Source organism: Curtobacterium sp. AC273 (genome assembly GCF_979253735.1).
Genome location: NZ_CEEDDU010000004.1, coordinates 92,688 through 116,012, shown reverse-complemented (window position 1 = coordinate 116,012; position 23,325 = coordinate 92,688). Strand labels below are relative to the sequence as shown.

General features: G+C 71.4%; 21 protein-coding genes, 2 tRNA genes and 3 pseudogenes. 18 read left to right on the top strand and 8 right to left on the bottom strand.

Annotation, left to right across the window (positions count from 1 at the left end; genetic code table 11):
- Nucleotides 1–10 precede the first annotated feature (10 nt).
- The 4 genes and pseudogenes from ACZ8AI_RS06430 to ACZ8AI_RS06415 all read left to right on the top strand — a co-directional run bounded on the left by ACZ8AI_RS06430 (nucleotide 11) and on the right by ACZ8AI_RS06415 (nucleotide 3,699).
- A complete protein-coding gene (locus ACZ8AI_RS06430) occupies nucleotides 11–1,201 on the top strand; it encodes a hypothetical protein (protein WP_464857406.1) in 1,191 nt (396 codons plus the stop codon).
- Nucleotides 1,202–1,371: 170 nt separating this feature from the next.
- A complete protein-coding gene (locus ACZ8AI_RS06425; RefSeq protein ID WP_464857404.1) occupies nucleotides 1,372–1,920 on the top strand; it encodes a helix-turn-helix transcriptional regulator in 549 nt (182 codons plus the stop codon).
- Nucleotides 1,887–2,514 (top strand): annotated as a pseudogene (locus ACZ8AI_RS06420) (thymidine kinase). The gene ACZ8AI_RS06425 and the pseudogene ACZ8AI_RS06420 overlap by 34 nt, the downstream one beginning before the upstream one ends.
- Nucleotides 2,515–2,652: 138 nt before the next feature.
- The gene (locus ACZ8AI_RS06415; protein ID WP_464857402.1) at nucleotides 2,653–3,699 is read left to right on the top strand and encodes an MsnO8 family LLM class oxidoreductase; all 1,047 of its coding nucleotides are present in this window, start codon (nucleotides 2,653–2,655) and stop codon (nucleotides 3,697–3,699) included.
- An 80-nt stretch (nucleotides 3,700–3,779) separates the two neighbouring features.
- Here ACZ8AI_RS06415 and ACZ8AI_RS06410 read toward each other — a convergent pair whose 3' ends face one another.
- The 6 genes from ACZ8AI_RS06410 to ACZ8AI_RS06385 form a co-directional block, all read right to left on the bottom strand.
- Nucleotides 3,780–4,244: a LuxR C-terminal-related transcriptional regulator gene (locus ACZ8AI_RS06410; protein WP_464857400.1), complete on the bottom strand. Its 465-nt coding sequence runs from the start codon at nucleotides 4,242–4,244 to the stop codon at nucleotides 3,780–3,782.
- Nucleotides 4,148–5,443, bottom strand: coding sequence for a sensor histidine kinase (locus tag ACZ8AI_RS06405; protein WP_464857398.1), 1,296 nt, complete (start codon nucleotides 5,441–5,443; stop codon nucleotides 4,148–4,150). The genes ACZ8AI_RS06410 and ACZ8AI_RS06405 overlap by 97 nt, the downstream gene beginning before the upstream one ends.
- A gap of 129 nt (nucleotides 5,444–5,572) precedes the next feature.
- Nucleotides 5,573–5,646 (bottom strand) — tRNA-Pro (locus ACZ8AI_RS06400).
- Nucleotides 5,647–5,747: 101 nt separating this feature from the next.
- Nucleotides 5,748–6,557, bottom strand: a complete 810-nt coding sequence (locus ACZ8AI_RS06395; protein WP_464857396.1) for a metallophosphoesterase — start codon at nucleotides 6,555–6,557, stop codon at nucleotides 5,748–5,750.
- 1 nt (nucleotide 6,558) lies between these two features.
- Nucleotides 6,559–7,767 (bottom strand): PASTA domain-containing protein, encoded by a 1,209-nt coding sequence (locus tag ACZ8AI_RS06390; RefSeq protein ID WP_464857394.1) that lies wholly within the window; start codon nucleotides 7,765–7,767, stop codon nucleotides 6,559–6,561.
- Nucleotides 7,679–9,184, bottom strand: coding sequence for a transglycosylase domain-containing protein (locus tag ACZ8AI_RS06385; RefSeq protein WP_464857392.1), 1,506 nt, complete (start codon nucleotides 9,182–9,184; stop codon nucleotides 7,679–7,681). The genes ACZ8AI_RS06390 and ACZ8AI_RS06385 overlap by 89 nt, the downstream gene beginning before the upstream one ends.
- Before the next feature lie 131 nt (nucleotides 9,185–9,315).
- Between ACZ8AI_RS06385 and ACZ8AI_RS06380 the strand changes: the two genes are divergently transcribed.
- Nucleotides 9,316–9,474, top strand: coding sequence for a DUF4177 domain-containing protein (locus ACZ8AI_RS06380; RefSeq protein WP_017888699.1), 159 nt, complete (start codon nucleotides 9,316–9,318; stop codon nucleotides 9,472–9,474).
- Entirely contained in the window at nucleotides 9,471–9,932 is a 462-nt protein-coding gene (locus tag ACZ8AI_RS06375; protein WP_464857389.1) for a RidA family protein, read from the top strand. The genes ACZ8AI_RS06380 and ACZ8AI_RS06375 overlap by 4 nt, the downstream gene beginning before the upstream one ends.
- 78 nt (nucleotides 9,933–10,010) lie before the next feature.
- On the opposite strand, the pseudogene acs reads toward ACZ8AI_RS06375, so the two are convergent.
- Together acs and ACZ8AI_RS06365 are read right to left on the bottom strand one after the other, a co-directional pair.
- Nucleotides 10,011–11,971 (bottom strand): annotated as a pseudogene (acs, locus tag ACZ8AI_RS06370) (acetate--CoA ligase).
- Nucleotides 11,972–12,084: 113 nt separating this feature from the next.
- Entirely contained in the window at nucleotides 12,085–12,405 is a 321-nt protein-coding gene (locus ACZ8AI_RS06365; RefSeq protein WP_464857520.1) for a hypothetical protein, read from the bottom strand.
- Between the two features lie 777 nt (nucleotides 12,406–13,182).
- Here ACZ8AI_RS06365 and ACZ8AI_RS06360 point away from each other — a divergent pair.
- The 12 genes and pseudogenes from ACZ8AI_RS06360 to ACZ8AI_RS06305 all read left to right on the top strand — a co-directional run bounded on the left by ACZ8AI_RS06360 (nucleotide 13,183) and on the right by ACZ8AI_RS06305 (nucleotide 23,306).
- On the top strand, nucleotides 13,183–14,013 hold the full coding sequence (locus ACZ8AI_RS06360; RefSeq protein ID WP_464857387.1) for a CpaF family protein: 831 nt from the start codon (nucleotides 13,183–13,185) through the stop codon (nucleotides 14,011–14,013).
- 386 nt (nucleotides 14,014–14,399) lie between these two features.
- Entirely contained in the window at nucleotides 14,400–14,999 is a 600-nt protein-coding gene (locus tag ACZ8AI_RS06355) for a hypothetical protein (protein WP_464857385.1), read from the top strand.
- Nucleotides 15,000–15,081: 82 nt separating this feature from the next.
- A complete protein-coding gene (locus ACZ8AI_RS06350; RefSeq protein WP_464857383.1) occupies nucleotides 15,082–15,315 on the top strand; it encodes a DUF4244 domain-containing protein in 234 nt (77 codons plus the stop codon).
- Nucleotides 15,316–15,355: 40 nt separating this feature from the next.
- Nucleotides 15,356–15,661 (top strand): TadE family type IV pilus minor pilin, encoded by a 306-nt coding sequence (locus ACZ8AI_RS06345; protein ID WP_464857381.1) that lies wholly within the window; start codon nucleotides 15,356–15,358, stop codon nucleotides 15,659–15,661.
- Between the two features lie 476 nt (nucleotides 15,662–16,137).
- Nucleotides 16,138–18,956, top strand: a pseudogene (gene topA / locus ACZ8AI_RS06340) (type I DNA topoisomerase).
- The gene (gene tmk / locus ACZ8AI_RS06335) at nucleotides 18,953–19,588 is read left to right on the top strand and encodes a dTMP kinase (protein ID WP_464857379.1); all 636 of its coding nucleotides are present in this window, start codon (nucleotides 18,953–18,955) and stop codon (nucleotides 19,586–19,588) included. Before topA ends, tmk begins: the two are co-directional and overlap by 4 nt.
- A 25-nt stretch (nucleotides 19,589–19,613) precedes the next feature.
- Nucleotides 19,614–20,756: a DNA polymerase III subunit delta' gene (locus ACZ8AI_RS06330; RefSeq protein WP_464857377.1), complete on the top strand. Its 1,143-nt coding sequence runs from the start codon at nucleotides 19,614–19,616 to the stop codon at nucleotides 20,754–20,756.
- 354 nt (nucleotides 20,757–21,110) lie between these two features.
- Nucleotides 21,111–21,770 (top strand): TetR/AcrR family transcriptional regulator, encoded by a 660-nt coding sequence (locus ACZ8AI_RS06325; RefSeq protein ID WP_464857375.1) that lies wholly within the window; start codon nucleotides 21,111–21,113, stop codon nucleotides 21,768–21,770.
- Between the two features lie 47 nt (nucleotides 21,771–21,817).
- Nucleotides 21,818–21,893 (top strand) — tRNA-Thr (locus ACZ8AI_RS06320).
- A gap of 250 nt (nucleotides 21,894–22,143) precedes the next feature.
- Complete coding sequence (locus ACZ8AI_RS06315) at nucleotides 22,144–22,323, top strand: hypothetical protein (protein WP_464857373.1); 180 nt, start codon at nucleotides 22,144–22,146, stop codon at nucleotides 22,321–22,323.
- Nucleotides 22,324–22,412: 89 nt separating this feature from the next.
- On the top strand, nucleotides 22,413–22,571 hold the full coding sequence (locus tag ACZ8AI_RS06310; protein WP_464857370.1) for a hypothetical protein: 159 nt from the start codon (nucleotides 22,413–22,415) through the stop codon (nucleotides 22,569–22,571).
- A 72-nt stretch (nucleotides 22,572–22,643) separates the two neighbouring features.
- The gene (locus ACZ8AI_RS06305; protein WP_464857368.1) at nucleotides 22,644–23,306 is read left to right on the top strand and encodes a hypothetical protein; all 663 of its coding nucleotides are present in this window, start codon (nucleotides 22,644–22,646) and stop codon (nucleotides 23,304–23,306) included.
- Nucleotides 23,307–23,325 lie beyond the last annotated feature (19 nt).

Here is a 23,325-nt window from a genome sequence, read left to right as displayed (position 1 = left end):
AGGCCGAGCGGTGACCCGCACGGCGCAGCAGTACGACCCGCTCGGCGCGATGGGCTCACGACCGCTCGCGATCGTCCTCGGGGTGGGTGGCGTCCTGTGGGCGCTCCTGGTGTCGGTGTTCAGCCGCGACGTGGCGGGCAGCCCGACGCTGAGCGCGCTGACGGTGCTGCTCGTGGCCGCGTCCGGAGCCGTCGTGTTCGTCGCCTCGAGCCCGTTCCGCGCGCCGTTCCCGCGGTGGGGCGTTCGTCCTGCACGTCGCGCTCCTGGCCGCGGCGACCGTGACGAGCGTCGCAGCGCAGTGGGCCCGGACCGCAGCGCCCTCAACGACTTCATGACGCTGCTCGCGGCGACCGGCATCGTGATGACGGCGCCGTACCGGCCGTGGGCCGACCTGGCGGTGGGCGGGCTGGTGCTCGCCGTCGTCGCCGGGGTGACCGCGGGCGCGTCGGCCTCCGTGTTCCCGCACCACGTGCCGGTGGCCGTCGCCGCGTTCCTCGCCGCGGCGCCGACGCTCGTGCTGACCGCGGCGTCGGTGGTGTTCGCGTGGACGTTCGCGGGCTCGCCGAACGGGTGCAGATCCGTGCCGGGTCGTACTCGGTGGAGCGCGCCGAGCGGGACGGCATCGCGGCGAGCGTGCAGCAGGACCGGTCGACGATCCTCACGCGTGACGTCGCGCCGTTCTTCGCCGAGCTCCGCACGAAGGACGTCATCACCGACGCGGACCGGGGCGCGGGCCCGGGCGATCGCGGACGGCATCCGCCGTTCGATGGTCGCCGACGCCGACCGCACCTGGTTCGAGCAGGCGGTGACCGTCGCCGGGGACGGGAAGGCGCACGTCGACGACCCGGACGGCCTCATCGCCACGCTCGACGTCGACCAGCGGACCTGCCCGGACGTTCGTCCGCGCGGCGCTCCGCGCCTCCGCAGTCGACCCGGCGGGCTTCCGCGCCGTGATCCGCCCGGCCGGTGCCGACGGCGCCCCGGTGCGCAGCCCCGACCCGCTCGACGGTCCGAACGACCCCGGCGGCCGGAGCAGCCGCCGCGTCGCGGTCGCCATCGACCTCGCCGTCGCCGCCTCCGACGTCGGCATCCACCGCACCTTCGACCCGTACTTCGCGGTGCTCCGGTGACGTTCCCCGATCTGGACGTCGCCGTCCGACCCTCCGCCCTCGCATTAAGGTTCTCCTATGACCAGCACTGACCCGAGCCGGATCACGGAGGGCACGCCCGCCCTGCCGAACCCGGGACACGACGCGCGCGGCTGGCGATCCTCGACGACCACGAGGTGCTGCTGGACAGCCTGTCGAGCTGGATCGCGGTGAACGCCTTCGACTTCGACCTGGCCCTCACGGCGCACACGTGGCCTTCGAGATGGTGCACAGCGAGAACTTCCCGACCGACCTGGTGTTCCTCGACGTGCTCAAGGAGCCCGTCTCGATCGAGGCCCGCGTGCGCACCCGCCGTGCCGCCGGCGCGAAGGTGATCGTCCTGTCGAGCGTCGACAGCCGCGAGTCCCGCGACCGCGCACTCGCCGCCGGGGCCGCCGCGTTCCTGTCGAAGTCGCTGCCGATGCGCGAGGTCATGGACGTCGCCCGCGAGATCATGGGCGTCGCCCGCGAGACCCTGCCGCAGCGCGACTGGCGACCGCCGCCGACCGGGGCGAACGCGCACCAGCGGCCGAAGCTGAGCCACGGCGAGGAAGAGGCACTGCGCCTCTACGTGTCGGGCTACTCGACGAACGAGGTCGCCGCGCAGATGAACGTGCAGTACGAGACCGCGAAGACCTACCTGCGTCGCGTGCGCGAGAAGTACAGCAAGGTCGGGCGTCCGGCGTCGAAGAAGTCCGACCTCATCCGTCGTGCCGCCGAGGACGGGTTCCTCGCGCAGTGGCGAAGCTCTACTTCCGCTACGGCGCGATGAACAGCGGCAAGAGCACGGGGCTCCTTGCAGGCGGCCTACAACTACGAGGAGCGGGGTCACCGCGTCCTGCTCGCGAAGCCGTCGGTGGACACCAAGGGCGACCGCGAGATCGTCTCGCGGCTCGGGGTGACCCGGACCGTCGACATCGTGTTCGGTCCCGACGCCGACGTCCGCGCCGCGGTGACCGAGGCGGGCGCGACCGACCCCGAGTCCGACCGGCTCGACGGCATGGTCCGGCCGGTGAGCTGCGTGCTCGTCGACGAGGCGCAGTTCCTGACGCCCCGTCAGGTCGACGACCTGCTCCGGATCGCCGTCCTCGACGAGGTCCCGGTCATCACCTACGGCATCCGCACCGACTTCCGGACCGAGGCGTTCCCCGGCAGCGCACGCCTGCTCGAGGTGGCGCACTCCCTCGAGGAGCTCAAGACGATCTGCCGCTGTGGCCGCAAGGCCGTCTTCAACGCCCGCAAGGTGGACGGCCGGTTCGTCTTCGACGGCTCGCAGGTCGCCATCGACGGCGTCGACGTCACCTACGAGTCGCTCTGCGCCAACTGCTACCTGACGGAGTCCGGCGGCCGGCTCGACGGCGCCTGACCCGCTCTGCCGAGTGGTGTCCCAGGTGACCGGACAGGCGGACGGGAGGCCTGCGGCCCCGCCACGGCCTCCCGTCCGTCTGTCGGGTGCGTCCAGGGCACGTGGAATGCGCGCGCCGCAGCGCGCGTTGGTGCCCACATGAGCGACGACACCCTGCACCTGTCCGTCCTGGACCTGGCGACGCGTGAGTACGGCCAGTCCAACACCGAGGCCTTGCAGGGCTCCATCGACATGGCGGTGCACGCCGAGAAGCTCGGCTACGAGCGCTTCTGGGTCGCCGAGCACCACGGCATGCCGGGCATCACGTCGTCCGCGCCGGCGGTGCTCCTGAGCGCCGTGGGGGCCGCGACCTCCACGATCCGGATCGGCTCCGGCGGCGTGATGCTGCCGAACCACGCACCGCTCGTGATCGCGGAGCAGTTCGGCACGCTCCGGGCGCTCTACGGGGACCGCGTCGACCTCGGGCTCGGCCGTGCGCCGGGCACCGACGGGGCGACCGCGATGGCCCTCCGCCGCACCGACCGGCTCGACGTGGACGACTTCCCCGACCGGCTGGCCGACCTGATCGGGTTCTTCACCGGCATGTCCTCGGACAACCTGTTGTCGGGCATCCGTGCGGTGCCCGGTTACGGCGACGTGCCCGAGTTCTGGCTGCTCGGGTCCTCCGGCTACAGCGCGCAGGTCGCCGGGGCGCTCGGCGTCTCGTTCGCCTTCGCCTCACCACTTCGCCTCGGACAACACCGAGGCGGCGCTCGCCCCCTACCGCGACTCGTTCCGGCCCTCGCGCTTCCGGCAGACGCCGAACGCCCTGATCGGCGTGCAGGTCGTCACCGACGAGGACCCCGCCGTGATCGAGGAGCAGAGCGCCCCGGGCATGATCTCGTTCATCCGGATGCGCCAGGGTGCGAAGCCCGAGCCGGTCTCGATGGACGAGGCCCGCGCGTACGAGTTCTCCGACCTCGAGCGGCGCTTCATCGCGGCGCGGACGGAGCGACAGGCGTACGGCAACGTCGACGAGGTCGCGGCGAAGATCAACGCGCTCGTCGAGTCGACCGGCGCGAACGGCGTGATCGTCTCGCCCGGGGCCGCGCAGGCGCAGTACCGGCACCAGGCGCTCGACGTCGTGGCTCGGGCTGCACGCCGCCGGTCGGCTCCGTGCCCGCGGGGGCGCCAGCGTCGGTCTAGCGTGTTGAGGGAGCAGAAATCGCCGGGTCGCCGCGAGCGAGCCGACGATTTCCTGCTCCCTCGATCCCTGTCGGGAGCGTCTAGGCCAGGAGGCCGAGACGGGTCGCGGCGGCCACCGCGGCGACCCGGGAGCCCACGTCGAGCTTCCGGAACACGCTGTACACGTGGCGCTTCACCGTGCCGATAGCCAGTCCGAGGTCCGCGGCGATCTCGGCGTTGGAGCGTGCGGCCGCGACGAGTCGCAGGACCTCGAGCTCGCGGTCGCTCAACGGCGTCCCCGCGCGCGCCTCGGTGACGAGGTCGATCGGGAACGTGACCGGCGCCGCGTCCGTGCTCGTTGCCCGGACGATCCGGTCGACGAGCTCGCGGCTCGGGGTGTCCTTCGTCACGAAGTCGACCGCACCGACGGCGAGCAGCGCCCGCCGCAGGACGGCGTCGCGGTGCATCGTCAGCACGACGACGGCGATACCCGGGTGGTTCCGCCGCACCGCCGCGATGGTGGTGCGCGCCGGCGGTCCGTCGAGCTCGACGTCGAGGAGCAGCACGTCGATCGCGGCGGCTTCGGGGAGTCGAGCACGTCGGCCGGACGCTCGCCGTGTGCGACCACGCGGATCGTCGGCACGGCGGACAGGATCGTCGCGAGCCCCTCGCGGAAGAGCCGGTGGTCGTCGACGATCGCGACGTGCGTGACCGCGGGCGTCTGGGTGGCGGTGGCGGTGGTCACATCGAGCCCTTCGGGACGGTGAGCCGGACCGTGGTACCGGCGCCGGGCGTGCTCTCGACGTCGAGGACGGCGCCGATGACCGCCGCGCGTTCCCGCATCGTGTGCTGACCGAGTCGGCCGTCGGGGCTGCGATCGGCGTCGAAGCCCGGGCCGTCGTCGGCGATCGCGACCACCACGTCCTGGTCGGACCAGGTGAAGGTCACACGGCACCGGGAGTCCGGGGCGTTTCCGGCGGTTGGTGAGCGCCTCGAGCACGATGGTGAGGGCCTCTTCGGCCTTCCAGTTCGGCAGCGGCGTCGGCGATCCGGCCGTGGTGACCGTCAGCCGCTCGTCGTCGGGGAACAGGTCGTCCACGTGGCGGCGGACGGCGTCGTCGAGCAGGTCGTCCCCGACGCGGGCGTGCAGGGCGACCGCCAGGTCCTGCACGTCGGCGAGAGCACCGCGGAGGAGACGCCCGGCGGCCTCCAGCTGCTCCGTGCGGCCGTCGGCGGGCGGGTCGGTCAGCAGGACCAGGTCGAGCCGTTGCAGACCCGCCAGCACGCCGTGGGCGACGCGGTCGTGCAGGTCGCGGGCGATCCGGGTCCGGGAGTCGAGGTTCGCGGTGGTCACGCGCTGCCGGAGGGCTTCGGTGTAGGCGATCGCCCCGGCGGGGAAGCGGCTCCAGATGGCCGCGTGCAGGGCGCGTGCGGCACGGAGGACCTCGTCGGTCGTGGTCGCCCGGACCTCGTCGACGAACACCGGCAGGTACGCGTCGTACAGGACCTCGGCGGCGAGCATCGCACCGGCGGGGTGCTGCGCGTGCTCGGCGTGCAGCGCCCCCGTCGCGAGGTGCGCGGGGTCCAGCCAGCGGTCGCTCACCACGCTGCCGTCCGTTCCGGCGGCGTACCGCTCGTGCGCCTCGGCCACCATCGAGGTGACGTTCTCGAACAGGTCCTGCGCGAGGACCGGGTCGTGGGCGAGCTCGGGGAACCGGGCGCCGATCTGCGTCAGGACGGCGGTCAGCGGTGCGGAGATCTCCATGGCGTCCCGAGCGTATCCCGGTGTCCGCGCTCCCCAGCGGGCGCAGCCGGCGGATGTACCTCGGGACACGCAGCAGGTGGCCCTGGTTCCGGAGAACCAGGGCCTACTTCGTACTGTCTCAACACAGTGTCGGGGTGACAGGATTTGAACCTGCGACCTCCTCGTCCCGAACGAGGCGCGCTACCAAGCTGCGCCACACCCCGCGGTGTGGTCACTCCGTACCGGAGCAACCCCAGAAGTCTACCCGATGATCACACGTGCTCGTGACACCGGGAGAACTCCCGGGCGCGTCGTGCCGGGCGTCTCAGGTGGTGCGCGCGGTGAGCGTGACGACGACTGCTTCGGGCCGGCAGGAGAACCGGACGGGCGCGTAGATCGACGTGCCGAGGCCCGCCGAGACCTCGAGCCACGACCAGTGCCCGCGGTGCTGCCACTTGTGCAGGCCGCTGACGTAGCGACGCGGTAGGTCGCAGTTGGTGACGAGGGCACCGACGCCGGGCACCTGCACCTGGCCGCCGTGGGTGTGCCCCGCGAAGACGATGTCGGCGCCCTGGGTGACGAAGGCGTCGAGCACCCGGCGGTACGGCGCGTGCGTGATGCCGATCGCGACGGGGGAGGGGCCGTCCTCGTCCTCCGACCAGGGAACGTCGCTGCGCATCTCGTCGACGTTGGTGGGGAGCAGGTCGAGCCGGTCCCAGTCGCGGTGGGCGTCCGACGTGCCGAACAGCTCGAACCGCGAGCCGCGGAGCTCGATCGCGTGCGCCTGGTCGTTCACGTCGAGCCAGCCCAACGACTCGAAGAACGCGGTCTGGCGGTCGATGTCGAGCTCGACCGGACGGCTGTCGGAGTGGTGCCGGCTCGGCCCGGAGAAGTACTTGAACGGGTTCCGCGGCGTCGGGCCGTAGAAGTCGTTCGATCCGTACGCGAACGCCCCCGGCACACCGCGGAACGGCTCGAGCGCGTACTCGACCGCGGCGTTGGCCGTGGCGTGCCCGAGGTTGTCCTCGGTGTTCACGACGAAGTCGGGCTCGACCAGGCTCAGGTCGCGCAGCCACTGCTGCTTGTCCGCCTGCCACGGAGCCATGTGGATGTCGGACAGGTGCAGGACCGTCACGTCAGCGCGACCCCGGTGGGAGGACCGGGACGGTCTCCCACCGGATGCCGAAGCGACGTCGTTCGACGAGCGTGCCCCAGGCGGCCGTCGCAGCGCCGACGGCCGCGCCCGCGGCGGCGACCCCGAGCGCGGCGCGACCGCGGGTCACTTGCAGTCCTTGGGCGCCTTGCCGTTCTTGTCGCCGTAGAGGGTCAGCGTGATGGTGGAGTCCTTGCCGGCGTTGGTGTGCACGCCGGGGTCGACCGCGGCGAGCACGGCACTCCTTGCCGCCCCCGCCCTTCGCGTACTGGTCGGAGATCTCGACGTTCGTGAAGCCGACCTGGTTCAGCTGCGACCGGGCCTCGTCGACGCTCTTGCCGGGGACGGACGGGACCACGATCTGCGAGCTGTCGGAGGTGTACACCGTGACGCTCGAGCCGTTGGAGAGCAGCGACCCGGGCGACGGCGAGGTCGAGGTGACCGTGCCGGCCTTCTGCGCGCCGGGCCGTGCGCCGCCGTCGACGTAGGTGAACCCGGAGGCCGCCAGGGTGGCCTTCGCGTCCGCCGCGCTCTTGCCACTGACGTCCGGGACGGCCTTGCTGCTGCCACGGAGTGCGGACGCCGACGGGTCGGTGAAGGGTCCGGCCGGGTAGTGGGCGTTCATCGGCGCCTGGGCCTCGCGCCACACTCCGGCACGGGCGCCGGCGTAGGTGCCGTTGACGCCGTTGCTGTAGTGACGCAGGTTGTTCTTCCCGCCGTCGGTGTTGCCCTGCCAGTACGCGGTCGCGACGCGGGAGCTCGCACCGACGAGCCAGATCTGGTCGGCGTCGTCGGTGGTGCCCGTCTTGCCGAACAGCTGCGTGCCGTCCGGGGTCTGGGCGCCCACGGCGGTCCCGCCGGAGATCGTGCCCTTCATGGCGTAGATCGCGGTCTGGGCGACGGCCGGCTCGAGGACCTGCTTGCAGCTCTTCGGCTGACCACCCAGGCCCTTGCCGTCGGCGTTGGTCACGTTGTCGATGGCGATCGGAGCACAGAAGGTGCCGTTGTTGGCGATGCCGGCGTAGGCCGCGGCCATGGTCAGCGGCGCGATGTTGTTCGTGCCGAGGATCGACGACGGGTACGAGCTGAGCTCGGTCTTGTCGTCACCGGAGTGGACGCCGAGGTCCTGGGCGGTCTGCTTGATGTCGCACAGGTCGAGCTTGGCGGCCATCGAGGCGAACGCGGCGTTCACCGAGAGGGCGGTCGCACGGGCGACCGTGAAGTTGCCGCGTTCTCTCGGCGGAGTCGTTCTTCGGCGCCCAGTTCGTGTAGGTCGGTTCACCGCAGTGCTGCCACACGGCCGTGTTGTGCGGGGTGCCGTTGACGACCTCGTTCAGCCCGTGCCCGGCCTTGAGCCAGTCGAGCAGGGTGAAGACCTTGTAGGTCGAGCCCACCTGGAAGCCGATGCCGCCGCCGTACTTCTTGTCGACGCTGTAGTTGATCGAGGTCGACGTCGGCGGGGACTGCAGCGCCTGGTCGTAGTCCTTGTTCTGCGCCATCGTCAGGATGCGGCCGGTGCCCACCTCGACCGAGTCGAGTGCGGCGCCGAGCTTGAGGGCGGTCTCGGCCTTGTTGTCGTAGGTGTTGAGCACCTTCTTCTGGGCCGCGTTGCCGTCGATGTCGAGGGTCGTCTGGATCTTGTAGCCACCGTTGCGCCACGCGGTGTTGCGCTCCTTCTGCGTGGCCCCGAGCTGGGACACCTCCTTGACGACCTGCACCGCGTAGTCGCAGAAGAACTGCGAGCCGTCGCCGACGGAGGCGCGGCAACCCTGCGACGGCTCGGTCAGGCGCACGTAGTCCTTCGGGTTCGACGCGACGGCCTTGTCGTAGTCGGCCTTCGTCAGGTGCTTCTGCGCGTACATCGACTTGAGGATGACGTTGCGTCGCGCGACGTTCGCCTCGTAGTACTTGGGGTTCGACAGGTTGCGCGTGTTCGGGGACTGCACGATCGCCAGGATCGAGGCCGCCTCTGCCGGGGTCAGGTCGGTCGCGCTCTTGTTGTAGTAGTGCTGCGCGGCGGCCTGCACGCCGTAGGTCTGGTCGCCGAAGTACGCGATGTTGAGGTACCCGGTCAGGATCTCCTTGTGGGTGTACTTCTTGGCGAGGCCGATCGCGAGCTTCATCTCCTCGAGCTTGCGGGGGATGGTCTGCTCGACCGCCTCGTTGTAGGCCTTCTGCTGCGCTTCCTTCGTGGGGAGCTCGAGCGCCTGGTTCATCTTGATGTTGCGCACGAGCTGCATCGTCAGCGTCGAGCCACCGCCGGACTCGCCGAGCCCACCGGCGAGGGAGCCGACACCCGCGCGGACCAGCGAGGTCATGTCGACGCCGCCGTGGTCGTAGAAGCGCTTGTCCTCGCCGTCGATGGCCGCGTTCTTCAGCTGGTCGCTGATCTGGTCGAACTTCAGTTCCTGACGGTTCTGGTCGTAGACCGTCGCGAAGTGCACAGACTTGCCGCCCTGGTACGCGTACAGCTCGTTGCGCTGCGGGAGGTCACCGATCTCGATGTACTCCGGCAGGGACTCGAACACGCCGATCGTCGACGTCGTCGTGACACCGGCGACCGCGATCGCAGGGGTGACGCCGATCGTGACGAGCAGACCGGCGAGCACGCTGAAACCGACGAAACCGATGAAGGCGCCGACTGCTGAGACGGGTTTGGTCCGCGAGGCAGACGTCTTCTGGGCAGACATAGGATGCAGCCTAAACGACACCCCCGACTGAAAGGCTGGCAAGGAACCGCATGACTCGCTGGGAGTACTTCACCACGCCCCTGATGATCCACAACACCACCGCCATCCTCAACAACTACGGGGACGAGGGCTGGGAGCTGGTCCAGATCGTCACCGGTCCCGAAGGCGGGCTCGTCGCGTACCTGAAGCGTCCGAAGGCCGACGCATGAGCGTCGCGGAGCGCCTCGCCGAGCTCGGGCTGACCCTGCCGCCGGTCGCCGCCCCGGTGGCGGCCTACGTCCCCGCCGTCGTCAGCGGACGGTACGTCTACACAGCCGGGCAGCTGCCCTTCGTGGACGGCGCGCTGCCGGTCACCGGCAAGGTCGGCCAGTCGGTCGACGCCGAGACCGCCACCGCCGAGGCCCGCACCGCGGCGCTCAACGCGCTCGCCGCCGTGCAGTCGGTCGCCGGCTCGCTCGACCGCGTCGCCCGGGTCGTCAAGGTGACGGTCTTCGTCGCCTCCGACCCGTCGTTCACCGGGCAGCCTGGCGTCGCCAACGGCGCCTCCACCCTCGTCGGCGAGGTCTTCGGCGACGCCGGCGTCCACGCGCGGAGCGCGGTGGGCGTCGCGGTCCTGCCGCTGGACGCGCCGGTCGAGGTCGAGCTGGTGGTCGAGCTCACCGACTGACGGACCGTCAGCAGCACCGCGAACGTGAGCAGGGCCTCCAGTCCGTACCGACTGGAGGCCCTGCTCACGTGAGCGGACTCACATCAGTTCCGCGATGGTCGCCATGATCGTCGGGTCGGCCAGCGTCGTCGTGTCACCGATGCGGCGGCCCTCGGCCGCGTCGCGGAGGAGGCGCCGCATGATCTTGCCGGAACGCGTCTTCGGCAGTTCGGGCACGATCACCACCTGCCGGGGCTTCGCGATCGCACCGATGCGCTTGCCCACCCAGTTCCGGAGCTCCGTGGCGGCCGCGTCTCGGTCGACGTCCGCGGCAGCCTCGGCGGTCAGGATGACGTAGGCCACGACCGCCTGTCCGGTCGTCTCGTCGGCTGCACCGACGACGGCGGCCTCGGCCACGCCCTCGTGCCCGACCAGCGCCGACTCGATCTCGGCCGTCGAGAGACGGTGGCCCGAGACGTTCATCACGTCGTCGACGCGGCCCTGGATCCAGATGTCGCCCTGACCGTCGAGCCGCGCGCCGTCGCCCGCGAAGTAGCGGCCGGGGAAGCGCGACCAGTACGTCTCGACGAACCGGTCCGGGTCGTTCCAGATGCCGCGTGCCATCGACGGCCAGGGCTCCGTGATCGTCAGGTAGCCGCTCTCGCCGGGGTCAGCGCGCTTGCCGTCGTCGTCGACGATCTCGGCGACGATGCCGGGCAGCGGCGTCTGCGCGGCGCCGGGCTTGAGCTTCGTGACGCCGGGCAGGGCGGAGATCATGATCGCGCCGGTCTCGGTCTGCCACCACGTGTCGACGATGGGCGTGCGGTCGTGGCCGATCACCTGGCGGTACCAGTTCCACGCCTCGGGGTTGATCGGCTCGCCGACGCTGCCGAGCAGGCGCAGTGTCTCGAGGCTGCGCGCCTCCGGGATCTCGCGGCCGGCCTTCATCGCCGCGCGCACCGCGGTCGGCGCCGTGTAGAGGACCGTCACGCCGTAGGCGTCGACGAGGTCCCACCAGCGACCGGGCTTCGGCTCGTCCGGGGTGCCCTCGTAGAGCACCTGCGTGACGCCGTTCGCGAGCGGACCGTAGACCACGTAGGAGTACCCCGTGATCCAGCCGATGTCGGCGGTGTCACCAGTAGACGTCCTTCTCCGGGTGCATGTCGAAGACGTTCTTGTGCGTGTACGCGGCCTGGGTCAGGTACCCGCCGGAGGTGTGCACGATGCCCTTCGGCTTCCCGGTCGTGCCCGAGGTGTAGAGGATGAAGAGCGGGTTCTCGGCCGGGAACGCCTCGGCAGCGTGGTCGGGCGCGGCCTTCGCGAGCTCGTCGTGCCACCAGCGGTCGCGGTCGTTCCAGGCGATCTCGTTGCCGCCGCGCTTGACGACCAGGACGTGCTCGACGCTGTCGGTGCCCTCGCCCTCGAGCGCCTCGTCCACCGCGGGCTTGAGCGCCGAGACCGCGCCTCGACGCCAGCCGCCGTCCGCCGTGACCACGAGCTTCGCGCCGGCGTCCTCGATGCGGGCGCGAAGGCTCTCGGCGCTGAACCCGCCGAAGACGACGGAGGTGCACGGCGCCGATGCGGGCGACGGCGAGCATCGTCACGACGGCCTCGGGGATGAGCGGGAGGTAGACGACCACGCGGTCGCCGTGCCCGACGCCGAGGTCGGTGAGCATGTTCGCGGCGCGCTGCACCTCGGCGGTCAGCTCGGCGTAGGTGATCCGACGGGTGTCGCCGGGCGCGCCCTCGAAGTGGATCGCGACCCGGTCGCCGTTGCCCGCGCGGACGTGGCGGTCGAGGCAGTTCTCGGCGACGTTGAGCGTGCCGTCGGCGAACCACTTCGCGAACGGAGCGCCCGACCAGTCGATGGTCTGCGTGAAGGGGGTGCGCCAGTCCAGGAGGGTGCGGGACTGCTCGGCCCAGAACGCCTCGCGGTCGGCGGCGGCGGCTTCGTGCAGGTCCTCGTGCGCGACCGCGTCGGCGACGAACCCGGAGGTGGCGGGAAGGTCGCGGCATCGTCGTCGTGACGGGGATCGGTCTGGGTCGGAGTGGACATCGATGTCCTTTCGCGTCGTTGCGGCGGGTGGTGCGGTGGTGCGGTGGTGCGGTGGTGCGGGTAGTGCGGTGGTGCGGTGAAGCGGTGAAGCGGTGGTTCGGTGGTGCAGTCGGGAGACTACCCCTCGGCCGGAGTCGGGCGTGGCCCGTGCGGCGTCGGTGTCGCGGGCTCGGGGTTGCAGGTCGGGTGCCGGGCGCCGGGTGCCGGGTGCGGGTGCGGGTGCGGGTGCGGGTGCGGGTGCGGCGTTGGTGTCGCGGGCTCGGGGCTGCGGGTCGGGTGCCGGGTGCGGGTACGCGGGGTCGGCTGCGGGTCGCACCCCGCCACGGACATCGCGCCCCGAGGTGCGCGGGTGCGATGTTCACACGGGGGTGCGACCCGGCAGTCGTCCAGTCCGGCGTCGGCGGTCGCGATGCCGATGGTCGGCCCGGCATCGCGCATCGTCGATCACCAGTACTCCGCATCGTCGATCACCAGTACTCCGCATCGTCGATCGCCAGTACTCCGCATCGTCGATCACCGGTACCGCGCATCGTCGATGGCCCGCATCGCGCGCAGCAGGGGCCCGGCGCGCCCGGAAGTCGGGTCGAGGGTTGCCCGTCGGGGGCAGTTCATGGGGTACAGTAGATCCCGCTGGACTAGCTCCGGCGGCAACGGTTCGGATTCCCCCAATCCACCGATGTCCAGGCGGCACCTGTTCCCCCCAACCGGTGCCGCCTCTTCTGTTTTCCGGGACGCGTACCGCTCTGACGGGCGTCCTCGCGTCGGCCGGACGCCCTCGATCCGCATGGGCAAGCCGAAGCGTGGACAGACCTGTCCATGCTCTTGCATGGACCTCGTCCTCGTGCCTCACTCCTGCTGTTGTCTTCGGCAACCCCGTGTCGACGCCCTTTGCAGCTCCGGGAGCGTGCTCGGTCTCCTGGCACCGAGTGGGGTACGGCGATGTGGTTCGGGGTACAAATCTGTCCGCTGCTGTGGGTTCGGGGCCCTTCTGCACCGAGCTCACTTCGGTCGCCGTCGGGCAGCGTCCGCTCCTACCTTTTGGGGCATGCACCGACACCGTGCCGCCACACCCTTCCTGCCCGGCGCGTTCTCGACCCGCGCGACGGCGGGAACTCGCCGCGGCGGACTTCGAGGAACTCGCGGCGCTCGTCGGTAACGCCACCGTCACGGACGTGCTCGTCCTCGGCGGGAAGGGCACCTGGGTCGACCGAGGGCGTGGGCTCGAACGCGTGGCGCCCGACCTCCCCGGAACGTCGTGTGCGCGACCTCGCGACGGAACTCGTCGCGCGGGGTGGTCGGCACGTCGACGAGACCACGCCCTGCGCCGACGTCCGGCACGGCGACGGGATCCGCGTACACGTCGTGCTCGCTCCCGTCTCGGTCAGCGGGACCGCTGTGTCGATCCGGTTGCCCCGCCCGGAGCTCCCGACCGTCGCAGCGCTCGAACGGCTCGGTGCGTTCTCGCGGGTGCCTCGGTCGGTCGTCGAGCGCGTCGTCGACGAGCGCCGGAACGTCCTCGTCACGGGGGCCACGGGCAGCGGCAAGACCACGTTGCTCGCGGCGATGCTCGGAGCCGTCCCCCGGACCGAACGGATCGTCACGGTCGAGGACCTTGCAGAACTCCGGATCGACCACCCGCACGTCGTCTCGCTCGAGGCCCGTCAGGCGAACGCCGAGGGGGCGGGAGCACTGGGACTCGACCGCCTCGTCCGCGAGGCCCTGCGGATGCGTCCGGACCGGATCGTCGTGGGGGAGTGCCGGGGCGCAGAGGTCCGCGAGCTGCTCTCCGCGCTCAACACCGGCCACGACGGCGGCGCCGGCACCGTGCACGCGAACGGCCTCACCGACGTCGCGGCGCGACTCGAAGCGCTCGGGGCGCTCGCCGGACTCGGCCCCGAGGCGCTCGCCCGACAGGCGGTCAGCGCCTTCCACTCGGTCCTGCACGTGGAGCGGCGCGGTGGGCGACGACGGCTGAGCGGTGTGGGGACGTTCCGCGTCGGCTCGGACGGGAGGCTCGAGGTCCGCCCGGTGGACCGGCTGCGGTGAGACGGCGAGCGGCTCCAGAGCCCCTCGGCGACTTCCCGGGGCGCGCCGCGTGGGCGCGCGGCTCGCGCGGGCGGCGGGGAGCGTCGGTCCGGGACAGGCCCATCCAGGACGGGCTGGTCCGGGACGGGTCGTTCCGGTGTGCAGGGGGCGGATGGTGCCGCGGCGGCCGCTCGGACGCTGGACCGCGTGGCGACCCTGGTCGGAGCCGGCGTGCCGCCGCCGCGCGCCTGGGACCTGGTCGGCGGGCTCCCGGGGAACGACGAGCCCGTGTGGCAGGACGTCACCGCCGTGCTCCGCGTCGCCGCGCACACCGGGGCGCCGGCCGCAGTGGCACTCCGTGCGCTCGCCGGGGGCGCTCCCGCCGCACGGCTGCCTCGGACCGGGCGGTGCGGGTGGCGCTCGCCGGACCGCGCGCGAGTGCCCGGGTCGTGCTGGCGCTCCCGGCCCTCGGGCTCGCGCTCGGCTCGACCTGGGGAGCGGGCGCCGTCGAGGTCCTCTTCGCCACGCCCGTCGGGTGGACGTGCTGCGTCGTGGCCGCCGTCCTGGTCGGTCTCGGCCGGACGTGGACGGCACGGCTGGTCCGCGCGGCCACCCCGGACGGGCACGTGCCCGGTGTGCTGCTCGACGCGTGGGCGGTCGCGGTGTCCGGTGGTGGATCGTGGGTGTCGAGCGGCGCGGCCGTCCAGGCGGCGTTCGACGGGGTCGGGTTGCCCGGGGCGCCCCGGGTCGGCGACGCCGAGGGTGAGCGCCTGCAGGAGGTCCCGCAGCTCGCCCGACGTGCCGGGGTCCCCGCCGCCACCCTGCTGCGAGCCGCCGCGGAGGACGTCCGTGACGATGCCGCCGCCGCGGGCCTCGCCGCCGCGGAACGCCTGGCGGTCCGGCTCGTGCTGCCGCTCGGGATCTGCGTGCTGCCGGCCTTCGTCCTCGTGGGGGTCGTGCCCGTGGTGGTAGGAGTCCTCTCCTCCACCGTCGTGGACGTCGGCTGAACCGTCCACAGATCGCAGCGACCGGCCCGATCGGACGCTGCCGGACGCGAGGCTGGGTGCACCCCTTCAGGAAGGACGGACCATGACCGACACACCGACCACCACGACACCCACTCCGCGCCGCTTGCGCACCGGCGCCGCCCGAGGTGCCGGACTCCGGCGACGACTCGGCGACGACCGCGGTTCGGCCACGGCGGAGTACGCCGTGGTGATCCTCGCCGCGGTCGCCTTCGCCGGCGTGCTCGTCGCGGTGATGCGCTCCGGTGAGGTGCAGGACATCCTCACCGAACTCGTCCGCGGTGCGCTCTCCCTCTGACCGGCGTGGTCACGGCGCGCCGGACGGGGAGCGCGGCACCGTGAGCGTCGAGTTCGCGGTCGTGCTCCCCGTCGTCGCCCTCGTGCTGACGTCGCTGGTCGCGGCCGTCCTCGTCGTGGACGGGGTGGGTCGTCTGCAGCTGGCCGCTTCGACGGCGGCACGTGCGATCGGCCGCGGGGACGACGGCAGCGGTCGTGCCGCCGCCGAGCGGATCGCGCCGGGAGCGTCGGTCACGGTGCAGCACGTCGGTGACGTCGTGTGCGTCGAGGCGTCACGGGGTGCGGCCGGACCGTTCGCGGCCGTGCCGTTGCGGGCGACGGCGTGCGCTGCCGAGGGCGGTCGGTGACCGTGCGGGACCGGACAGCCCCGGACCGGACGGCTTCGGACCGCGGTTCGGCCACGCTCCTCGTCACGGCCGTCGTCGCCGTCGCGCTGCTGGCCGTGTCCGCCGCGCTCGCCGCGGCCGGTATGCGCGTCGGGACGGTCCGGGCGCAGGCCGCTGCAGACGCCGCAGCGCTCGCCGCCGCGTCCGCGCTCGTCGGTCTCGTGCCGGGCGATCCCTGCCGGGTCGCCGACACCGTCGCCCGCGCCAACGGCGCGGTCGTCCAGGCCTGTTCGACCGCTGCTGCGAGCGCCCGTGTCGGTGTCGTCGTCGGCGGCGGACCGTTCGCCGTGGGCGCAGTCGCGGTCGCCGGTCCGGCGGACGACCAGCCCGAACACTATGTGTATGGTGTGCCTGTCGGCCCCCGGTCACCGGTGCCCCGGTCGACCCGGACGCGTTCGTCGTCCAGGGCCGACGCGCACCATCGATCAAGGAGACACGTGCCAGGCACGAAGAAGCTCGTCATCGTCGAGAGCCCCGCGAAGGCGAAGACGATCGCGCAATACCTCGGGGACGGATACGAGGTCCAGGCGTCCGTCGGACACATCCGGGACCTCGTCGAGCCCAAGAACCTCCCCGCGGAGCTCAAGAAGGGCTCCTCGGCAAGTTCTCGGTCGACGTCGACAACGGATTCGAGCCCTACTACGTCGTCTCCGACGCGAAGAAGACGGTCTCCGAGCTCAAGCGAGCACTGAAGGACGCCGACGAGCTCTACCTCGCAACAGATGAGGACCGCGAGGGCGAGGCCATCGCGTGGCACCTCCTCCAGGTGCTGAAGCCCAAGGTGCCGGTGAAGCGCATGGTCTTCCACGAGATCACGAAGGAGGCCATCCAGCGCGCGCAGGAGGCCACCCGGGAACTCGACACCGCGCTCGTCGACGCGCAGGAGACCCGCCGCATCCTCGACCGTCTCTACGGGTACGAGGTCTCGCCGGTCCTCTGGCGGAAGATCGGCCCCGGCCTGTCCGCCGGTCGCGTGCAGTCCGCGGCGACCCGCCTCGTGGTCGACCGTGAGCGCGAGCGCCTGGCGTTCGTGTCCGCCAACTACTGGGACCTCAGTGCTCGCTTCGAGAAGGAGGGCGACACCGCCTTCACCGCTCGGCTCGCACGCATCCACGGCACCCGCGTCGCCTCCGGCCGTGACTTCGACGACCGCGGCGCGCTGAAGGGCGACATCGTCCGTCTCGACGAGGGCGCCGCGGCAGCACTGACCGCCGTGCTCGAGCGGGCAGGCGACGCGACCGTCCGCAGCGTCGACTCGAAGCCGTACACCCGTCGTCCGGCCGCGCCGTTCACGACGTCGACCCTCCAGCAGGAGGCTGCCCGCAAGCTGCGCTTCTCCGCGCGCCAGACGATGAGCGTCGCGCAGTCGCTCTACGAGAACGGGCACATCACCTACATGCGTACCGACTCGTCCTCGCTCTCGCAGCAGGCGGTCACCGCGGCACGCAAGCAGGCCGCGTCCCTGTACGGCGCCGAGACGATCCCGGACAAGCCCCGCAGCTACGTCGGCAAGAGCAAGAACGCGCAAGAGGCGCACGAGGCCATCCGTCCCGCCGGCGACACGTTCCGCACACCCTCCGAGATGGAGGGCGTGCTCCGCGGCAACGACTGGCGCCTCTACGACCTGATCTGGAAGCGCACCGTCGCGTCGCAGATGGCCGACGCGAAGGGTTCGACGGCCTCCGTCGTGCTCGGCGTCACGTCGACCGAGTCGGTGGAGGGGATCCCGTCGACGGTGTCCGGCACCGACGTGGAGTTCACCGCGTCCGGCACCGTGATCACCTTCCGCGGCTTCCTGAACGCGTACGAGGAAGGCCGCGACGAGGACCGCCACGGCGCCTCGGGAGGCGACAGCGGCGGCGACGACGCGAAGCTCCCGCAGATGGCGGAGGGCGACCACCTCGGTGTCACCGACGTCGAGGCGAAGGGCCACGACACGTCGGCTCCGCCGCGCTACACCGAGGCCAGCCTGGTCAAGACGCTGGAAGAGCTCGGGATCGGGCGTCCGTCGACCTACGCCGCGATCATCTCGACGATCATGGACCGTGGGTACGTGACGCAGCGCGGGAGTGCCCTCGTGCCGAACTGGATCGCGTTCAGCGTGGTCCGGCTGCTGGAGGACCACTTCGGCGACCTGGTGCAGTACGACTTCACCGCGGGCATGGAAGAGGACCTCGACCGCATCGCCAGCGGCGACGAGGACCGGGTCGACTGGCTCAAGGAGTTCTACTTCGGCGGCGGCGACCAGCGCGGCCTCCGGACGGTCATCGACAACCTCGGCGAGATCGACGCGCGCGAGATCAACTCGGTCGAGCTCGCGCCCGGCCTGACCCTGCGCATCGGTCGTTACGGCCCCTACATCGAGGTCCCGAGCGACGACCCCGAGAAGCCCCGGCGCGTCAACGTGCCCGAGGACCTCGCACCCGACGAGCTCACCGCCGAGAAGGCCCGCGAGCTCGTGGACGCTCCGGTGCTCGGCGACCGCGTCGTCGGCATCAACCCGGAGTCCGGCAAGGAAGTCCTCGCGAAGGACGGTCGCTTCGGCCCGTACGTGACCGAGCGCACCCCCGAGCCGGAGCCCGCTGTGGACCCGACCACCGGCGAGGTGCTCGACGCGGCCACGGCGACAGCGACCACGGCTGGCGCGACCGCGGCTGCACCGGCCGAAGCCGGCGCGACGGCGACCGCGACGAAGACCGCCGCCAAGAAGGCCCCTGCGAAGAAGACGACGAAGAAGGCCGCGGCGCCGAAGGAGCGCACCGCGTCGCTCTTCAAGTCGATGGACCCGCAGACCGTCGACCTCGAGACGGCGCTGAAGCTGCTCGCGCTGCCGCGCACCGTGGGCAACGACCCCGAGTCCGGCGACGAGATCACGGCGCAGAACGGTCGCTACGGCCCGTACCTCAAGAAGGGCACCGACACCCGGACCCTGCCGAGCGAGGACGCCATCTTCGACGTCGACCTGCCCGGGGCGCTCGAGCTCTTCGCGCAGCCGAAGTACGGCGGACGCCGTGCCGCCAGCGCCGCGCTCAAGGAGTTCGACGCCGACCCGGTGTCCGGCAAGCCGATCAAGATGAAGGACGGCCGCTTCGGTCCGTACGTCACCGACGGCGAGACGAACGCGACCATCCCGCGCGGCGAGGACGTCGAGGCGGTGGACCACGCCCGCGCGGTCGAGCTCATCGCGGACAAGCGCGCCAAGGGCCCGGTGAAGAAGAAGGCTCCGGCCCGCAAGCCGGCTGCCAAGAAGAAGTGACCGGCCGCTTCATCACGCTCGAGGGCGGCGACGGTGCGGGGAAGACCACGCAGGCCGAGCTCCTGACCGCCTGGCTCGAGGAGCACGGCCGCACCGTGGTCCGCACCCGCGAGCCCGGTGGCACCGAGCTGGGCGTCCGGATCCGCGAGATCGTCCTGCACGAACGCGGGCACATCGCACCGCGTGCGGAAGCGTTGCTCTACGCGGCCGACCGGGCACACCACGTCGAGACGCTGGTTCGACCCGCGATCGCCCGCGGAGACGTCGTGCTGCAGGACCGCTACATCGACTCGTCGGTGGCGTACCAGGGTGTTGCTCGGGGCCTCGGCGCCGAGCACGTCCGGTCGGTCTCGGAGTGGGCGTCCGACGGACTCGTCCCCGACTGCACGATCCTGCTCGACCTCGACGTGACCGTGGGCCGCGCTCGCGTCGCCGCGGCCCGGGGGGACACCTTCGACCGGCTCGAGTCCGAGGCCGCCGCGTTCCACGAGACCGTCCGGCACGCCTTCCTCGACATGGCGGCCGCAGAGCCCGAGCGGTTCCTCGTCGTCGACGCCGAGGCGCCGGCGGCCGAGGTCCAGCGCGCCATCCGTGCCGGGGTCGGCCCGCTCGTCGGCATCCACGCGACTTGACGGTGGTGGCTGACAGGATGACGTCGTGAGCGTGTGGGACGGCCTGACCGGGCAAGAGGAAGCGGTGGCGTCGCTCCGGCATGCCGCCGAGTCCCCGGACGGCACGGGTGGGATGACCCACTCCTGGCTGATCACCGGCCCGCCTGGCTCCGGTCGGTCGAACGTCGCGTCGGCGTTCGCGGCGGCGCTCGTCGGCAGCGGACCGGACGACGACCACACCCTGCGGCAGATCACGGCGAAGACCCACCCGGACGTCTCCGTCCTGACGACCCAGCGGGTCATCATCACCATCGACGAGATCCGGCAGCTCGTGACCTCGTCGCACTACTCGCCCTCGGTGGGCCGCTACCGCGTCGTCATCATCGAGGACGCCGACCGCATGACCGAGCGCACGTCGAACCTGCTGCTCAAGGCGCTCGAGGAACCGCCGGAGCGCACGGTGTGGATCCTCTGCGCACCGAGTGAGGCCGACCTGCTGCCGACGATCCGGTCCCGCGTCCGTTCGGTGCGCCTGCGGGTGCCCGGCATCGAGTCCGTCGCCGACCTGCTGGTCGCGCGCACCGGGGTCGACCGGGTCCTCGCGATGGACGCCGCACGGCAGGCGCAGAGCCACATCGGCATGGCCCAGCGCCTCGCCACCAGCCCGGACGCCCGTGACCGCCGGCGCCGGACCCTGACCACCGTGCTCGGTGTGCGCACCGTCGGCGACGCCGTCATGGCAGCTGCCGACCTGCTCGCGGTCGCCGACGAGGACGCCAAGGCCATCACGGAGCAGCGCGACTCCGAGGAGCGCGACGCGGCGTTGCGCTCGCTCGGTGTCGAGCCGGGCGGCACGGTCCCGCCGGCGCTCCGATCGCAGCTCCGTGCGCTCGAGGAAGACCAGAAGCGTCGGGCGACCCGGAGCCTCCGGGACGGCCTCGACCGCATCCTCGTGGACGTCTCCTCGCTGTACCGCGACCTGTTGCTCCTCGGGCTCGGTGCACCGGCCGAACCGGTGAACCTCGCGATGCGGGAGCACCTCGACCACGCACTGCAGTCGGTGACGCCGGCGGCCGCGCTCGAGGTCCTCGACGCGATCGCGCTCGCACGGCAGCGCATCGCGGCGAACGTGGCGGCGCTCCTGGCACTCGAGGCCCTGCTCGTCACGATCGCCCGCGCCAGCCGCTGACCACCGGCCCGACCCACCGACCGGGCCGGACCGGCCAGGCCCACCGACCGGGCCGGACCGGCCAGGCCCACGGGCCGGGCCGCACCGGCCCGACCCACGGGCCGGGCCGGACCGGCCAGGCCCACGGGCCGGGCCGCACCGGCCCGACCCACCGGCCGGGCCGCACCGCCCGGGCCGCACCGACGTCCTGGCCGCCACCACGTCGTGACCGAGCGTGCGTCCCGGAGCCGAGCCGCGCCTCCAGGCCCGGCCGTGCGCCAGCCGCAACGCCAGCCGGAACGCCAGCCGGAACGCCAGCCGGAACGCCAGCCAGAACGCCCGCCGAGACACGGCCCAGCGTGGGACAATCGCGACATGTCCGACGCAGAACCCGGCCTGCGCGAGCGGAAGCGCCGCGCCACCCGACTCGCGATCCAGCAGGCCGCGCTCCGCATCGCGATCGAGGACGGCCTGCAGGCGGTGACGGTCGACGAGATCTCACGCCGCGCCGACGTCTCCCCGCGCACGTTCTTCAACTACTTCCCGAACAAGGAGGGCGCGATCCTCGGCGAGGACCCGACCCTGCCCGACGACGAAGCCCGTGCGGCGTTCGTGGCGGGTGGGCCGCGGGGCGACCTCCTGGCGGACCTGGGCGCGCTGCTCGTCCACTCGACCCGCGAGCTCATCGAGGAACGCGGGCTCATCGAGGAACGGCAGCAGGTGCTCCGCGCGGCCCCGGAGCTGTTCAGCCGTCGGATGGAGTCGATGAAGGAGTTCCAGGCCGAGGTCGAACGGGCCGTGGTGGAACGCCTGTCCGGACCTGCGGCCGAACCGGTGATCGGGACGGACCCGGTGCTCGGATCGGACCCGACCACGATGCGTCGCCGGGCGCGTCTCGCGTCCCTCGTCGCCCTCGCGACCCTGCGGCACGCGTGGTGGGAGTGGTCGGACGGCGACAGCGACACGCACCTGGTCGACGAGCTCGAGCGGTCCTTCGCCGACCTCGACGCGCTCGTTTCGCGTTCTCTCGTCTGAACCTGTATAGTCGTGACCCGTGCCGCTCCGGTCTGACCGGGGTGTCCGCCGCCTTAGCTCAGTCGGTAGAGCGATTCACTCGTAATGAATAGGTCGTCGGTTCGATTCCGACAGGCGGCTCCACAGAAAAGCCCCGTTCAAATCCACTTCTCAGGCGCGATTTGTCGGGGCTTTTTTCTGCCCAGTGCACACAGCAGTGCACACAACGACATCGCACCCAAGAGCCGGTGTCGGCGGCTCCACCGACGAAATTCGACATGGCCAAGCACAACTGGGCTGCCCCTGAGCACCAGGATGTTCCGATCTACGCGGCTGAGTCGCTCCCCCCCCCGACCAAATTGGCAGTCCAGAGTCCATCGACCCGCCGCAGCCGGTGTGGATCGACCGCCTTGGGTTCGAGCAGATCGGCGAGCTCGTGAAGGTGAAGGCGTTCGCCGTGGCCCGGTCTGACGTCGCCGTCTTCGTCGAGATCGCCTGGCAGGGCAGACTGCAGCGCGCGTGGGTGCCGCGCTCGAGCGTCACGGTCCGCAAGCTCGCACCGCGCCGCGACTGATGGCCCGACGGCGACGCGACCGCTGGACGCTCGGCCCGGCCTACTCACTGCCCGAGCCTACCCGCGGCGGCCCCGAGGTCGACCTGCCTGTGCCCGACCCGGTCCTCGCGTGGCTGCAGTTCGCGGACCGCATCCTCGAGGTCGAGGGTCGAGCCATCGCGTACACGGAGCGTGCGGTCCTGGTCGAGTGGGGCTTCGGGCAGGCCTCGGATTGCGCTTGGGTGTGGCGCGACGCGGTCAGCCGTTGAAGGCCACGCCCCTGCTCCGTGCGCCCCGAAGGTGGGTGCCGGATGCCCGAAAGCAGCCGATAGGGTCGGACTGTGACGAATCTGAGACTTGGTCGAGTGTCTGTGCTTGGAGCTGTTCTTGTGGTCGCAACGGCTGCCCTGAGCGGCTGCTCGACGGGGGGCGCGCCGAGTCCCACCGCTGCCGTCGAAAAGCCGACGGCGTCCGCGTCGTCGGAGTCGAAGGGGCGAGCCCTCGCGCCCGTTGAGAAGCTCAAGCAGATCGATGGCGTCACGCCTGGCCTTCCCGACGGCTGGCAGCGGGTGGAATCTCCGGATGGCCGGCTGTCGCTCGGAGTGCCAGCGGGCTGGAGTGTGGGGTCCGAGTCTCCCGGGTACCGCGGCTACGTGGCGTCGCCTGACAGCGGCGAGTTCGCTTGGAAGGGCAAGATTGCCAGCACAGGCTCGCCGGGTGTTGGAACGACGGTGATGATCAACGAAGAAGCCAACGGTTCATGGAACGGCTCGTGGGAGGGGACCGCTGAAGAGTCCTACCGCTACAGCGTTCCGGGGGCCAAGTACGTGGGCGTTGCCGTCAATACGAACGACGGCAGTCAGTTGGGCAGTGGCCCCTACAAAGAAGCGGTTGTCACCATCCTTGGCGACTCGGGTACTCAGTACACGATCACCGTGTTGCCGCCTCAAGGTGACGACGGGACTCGTCTGCGTCAGACGATCGGATCGATCGAGCTGAAGTAGGTTCCTTCGAATCGTCAGA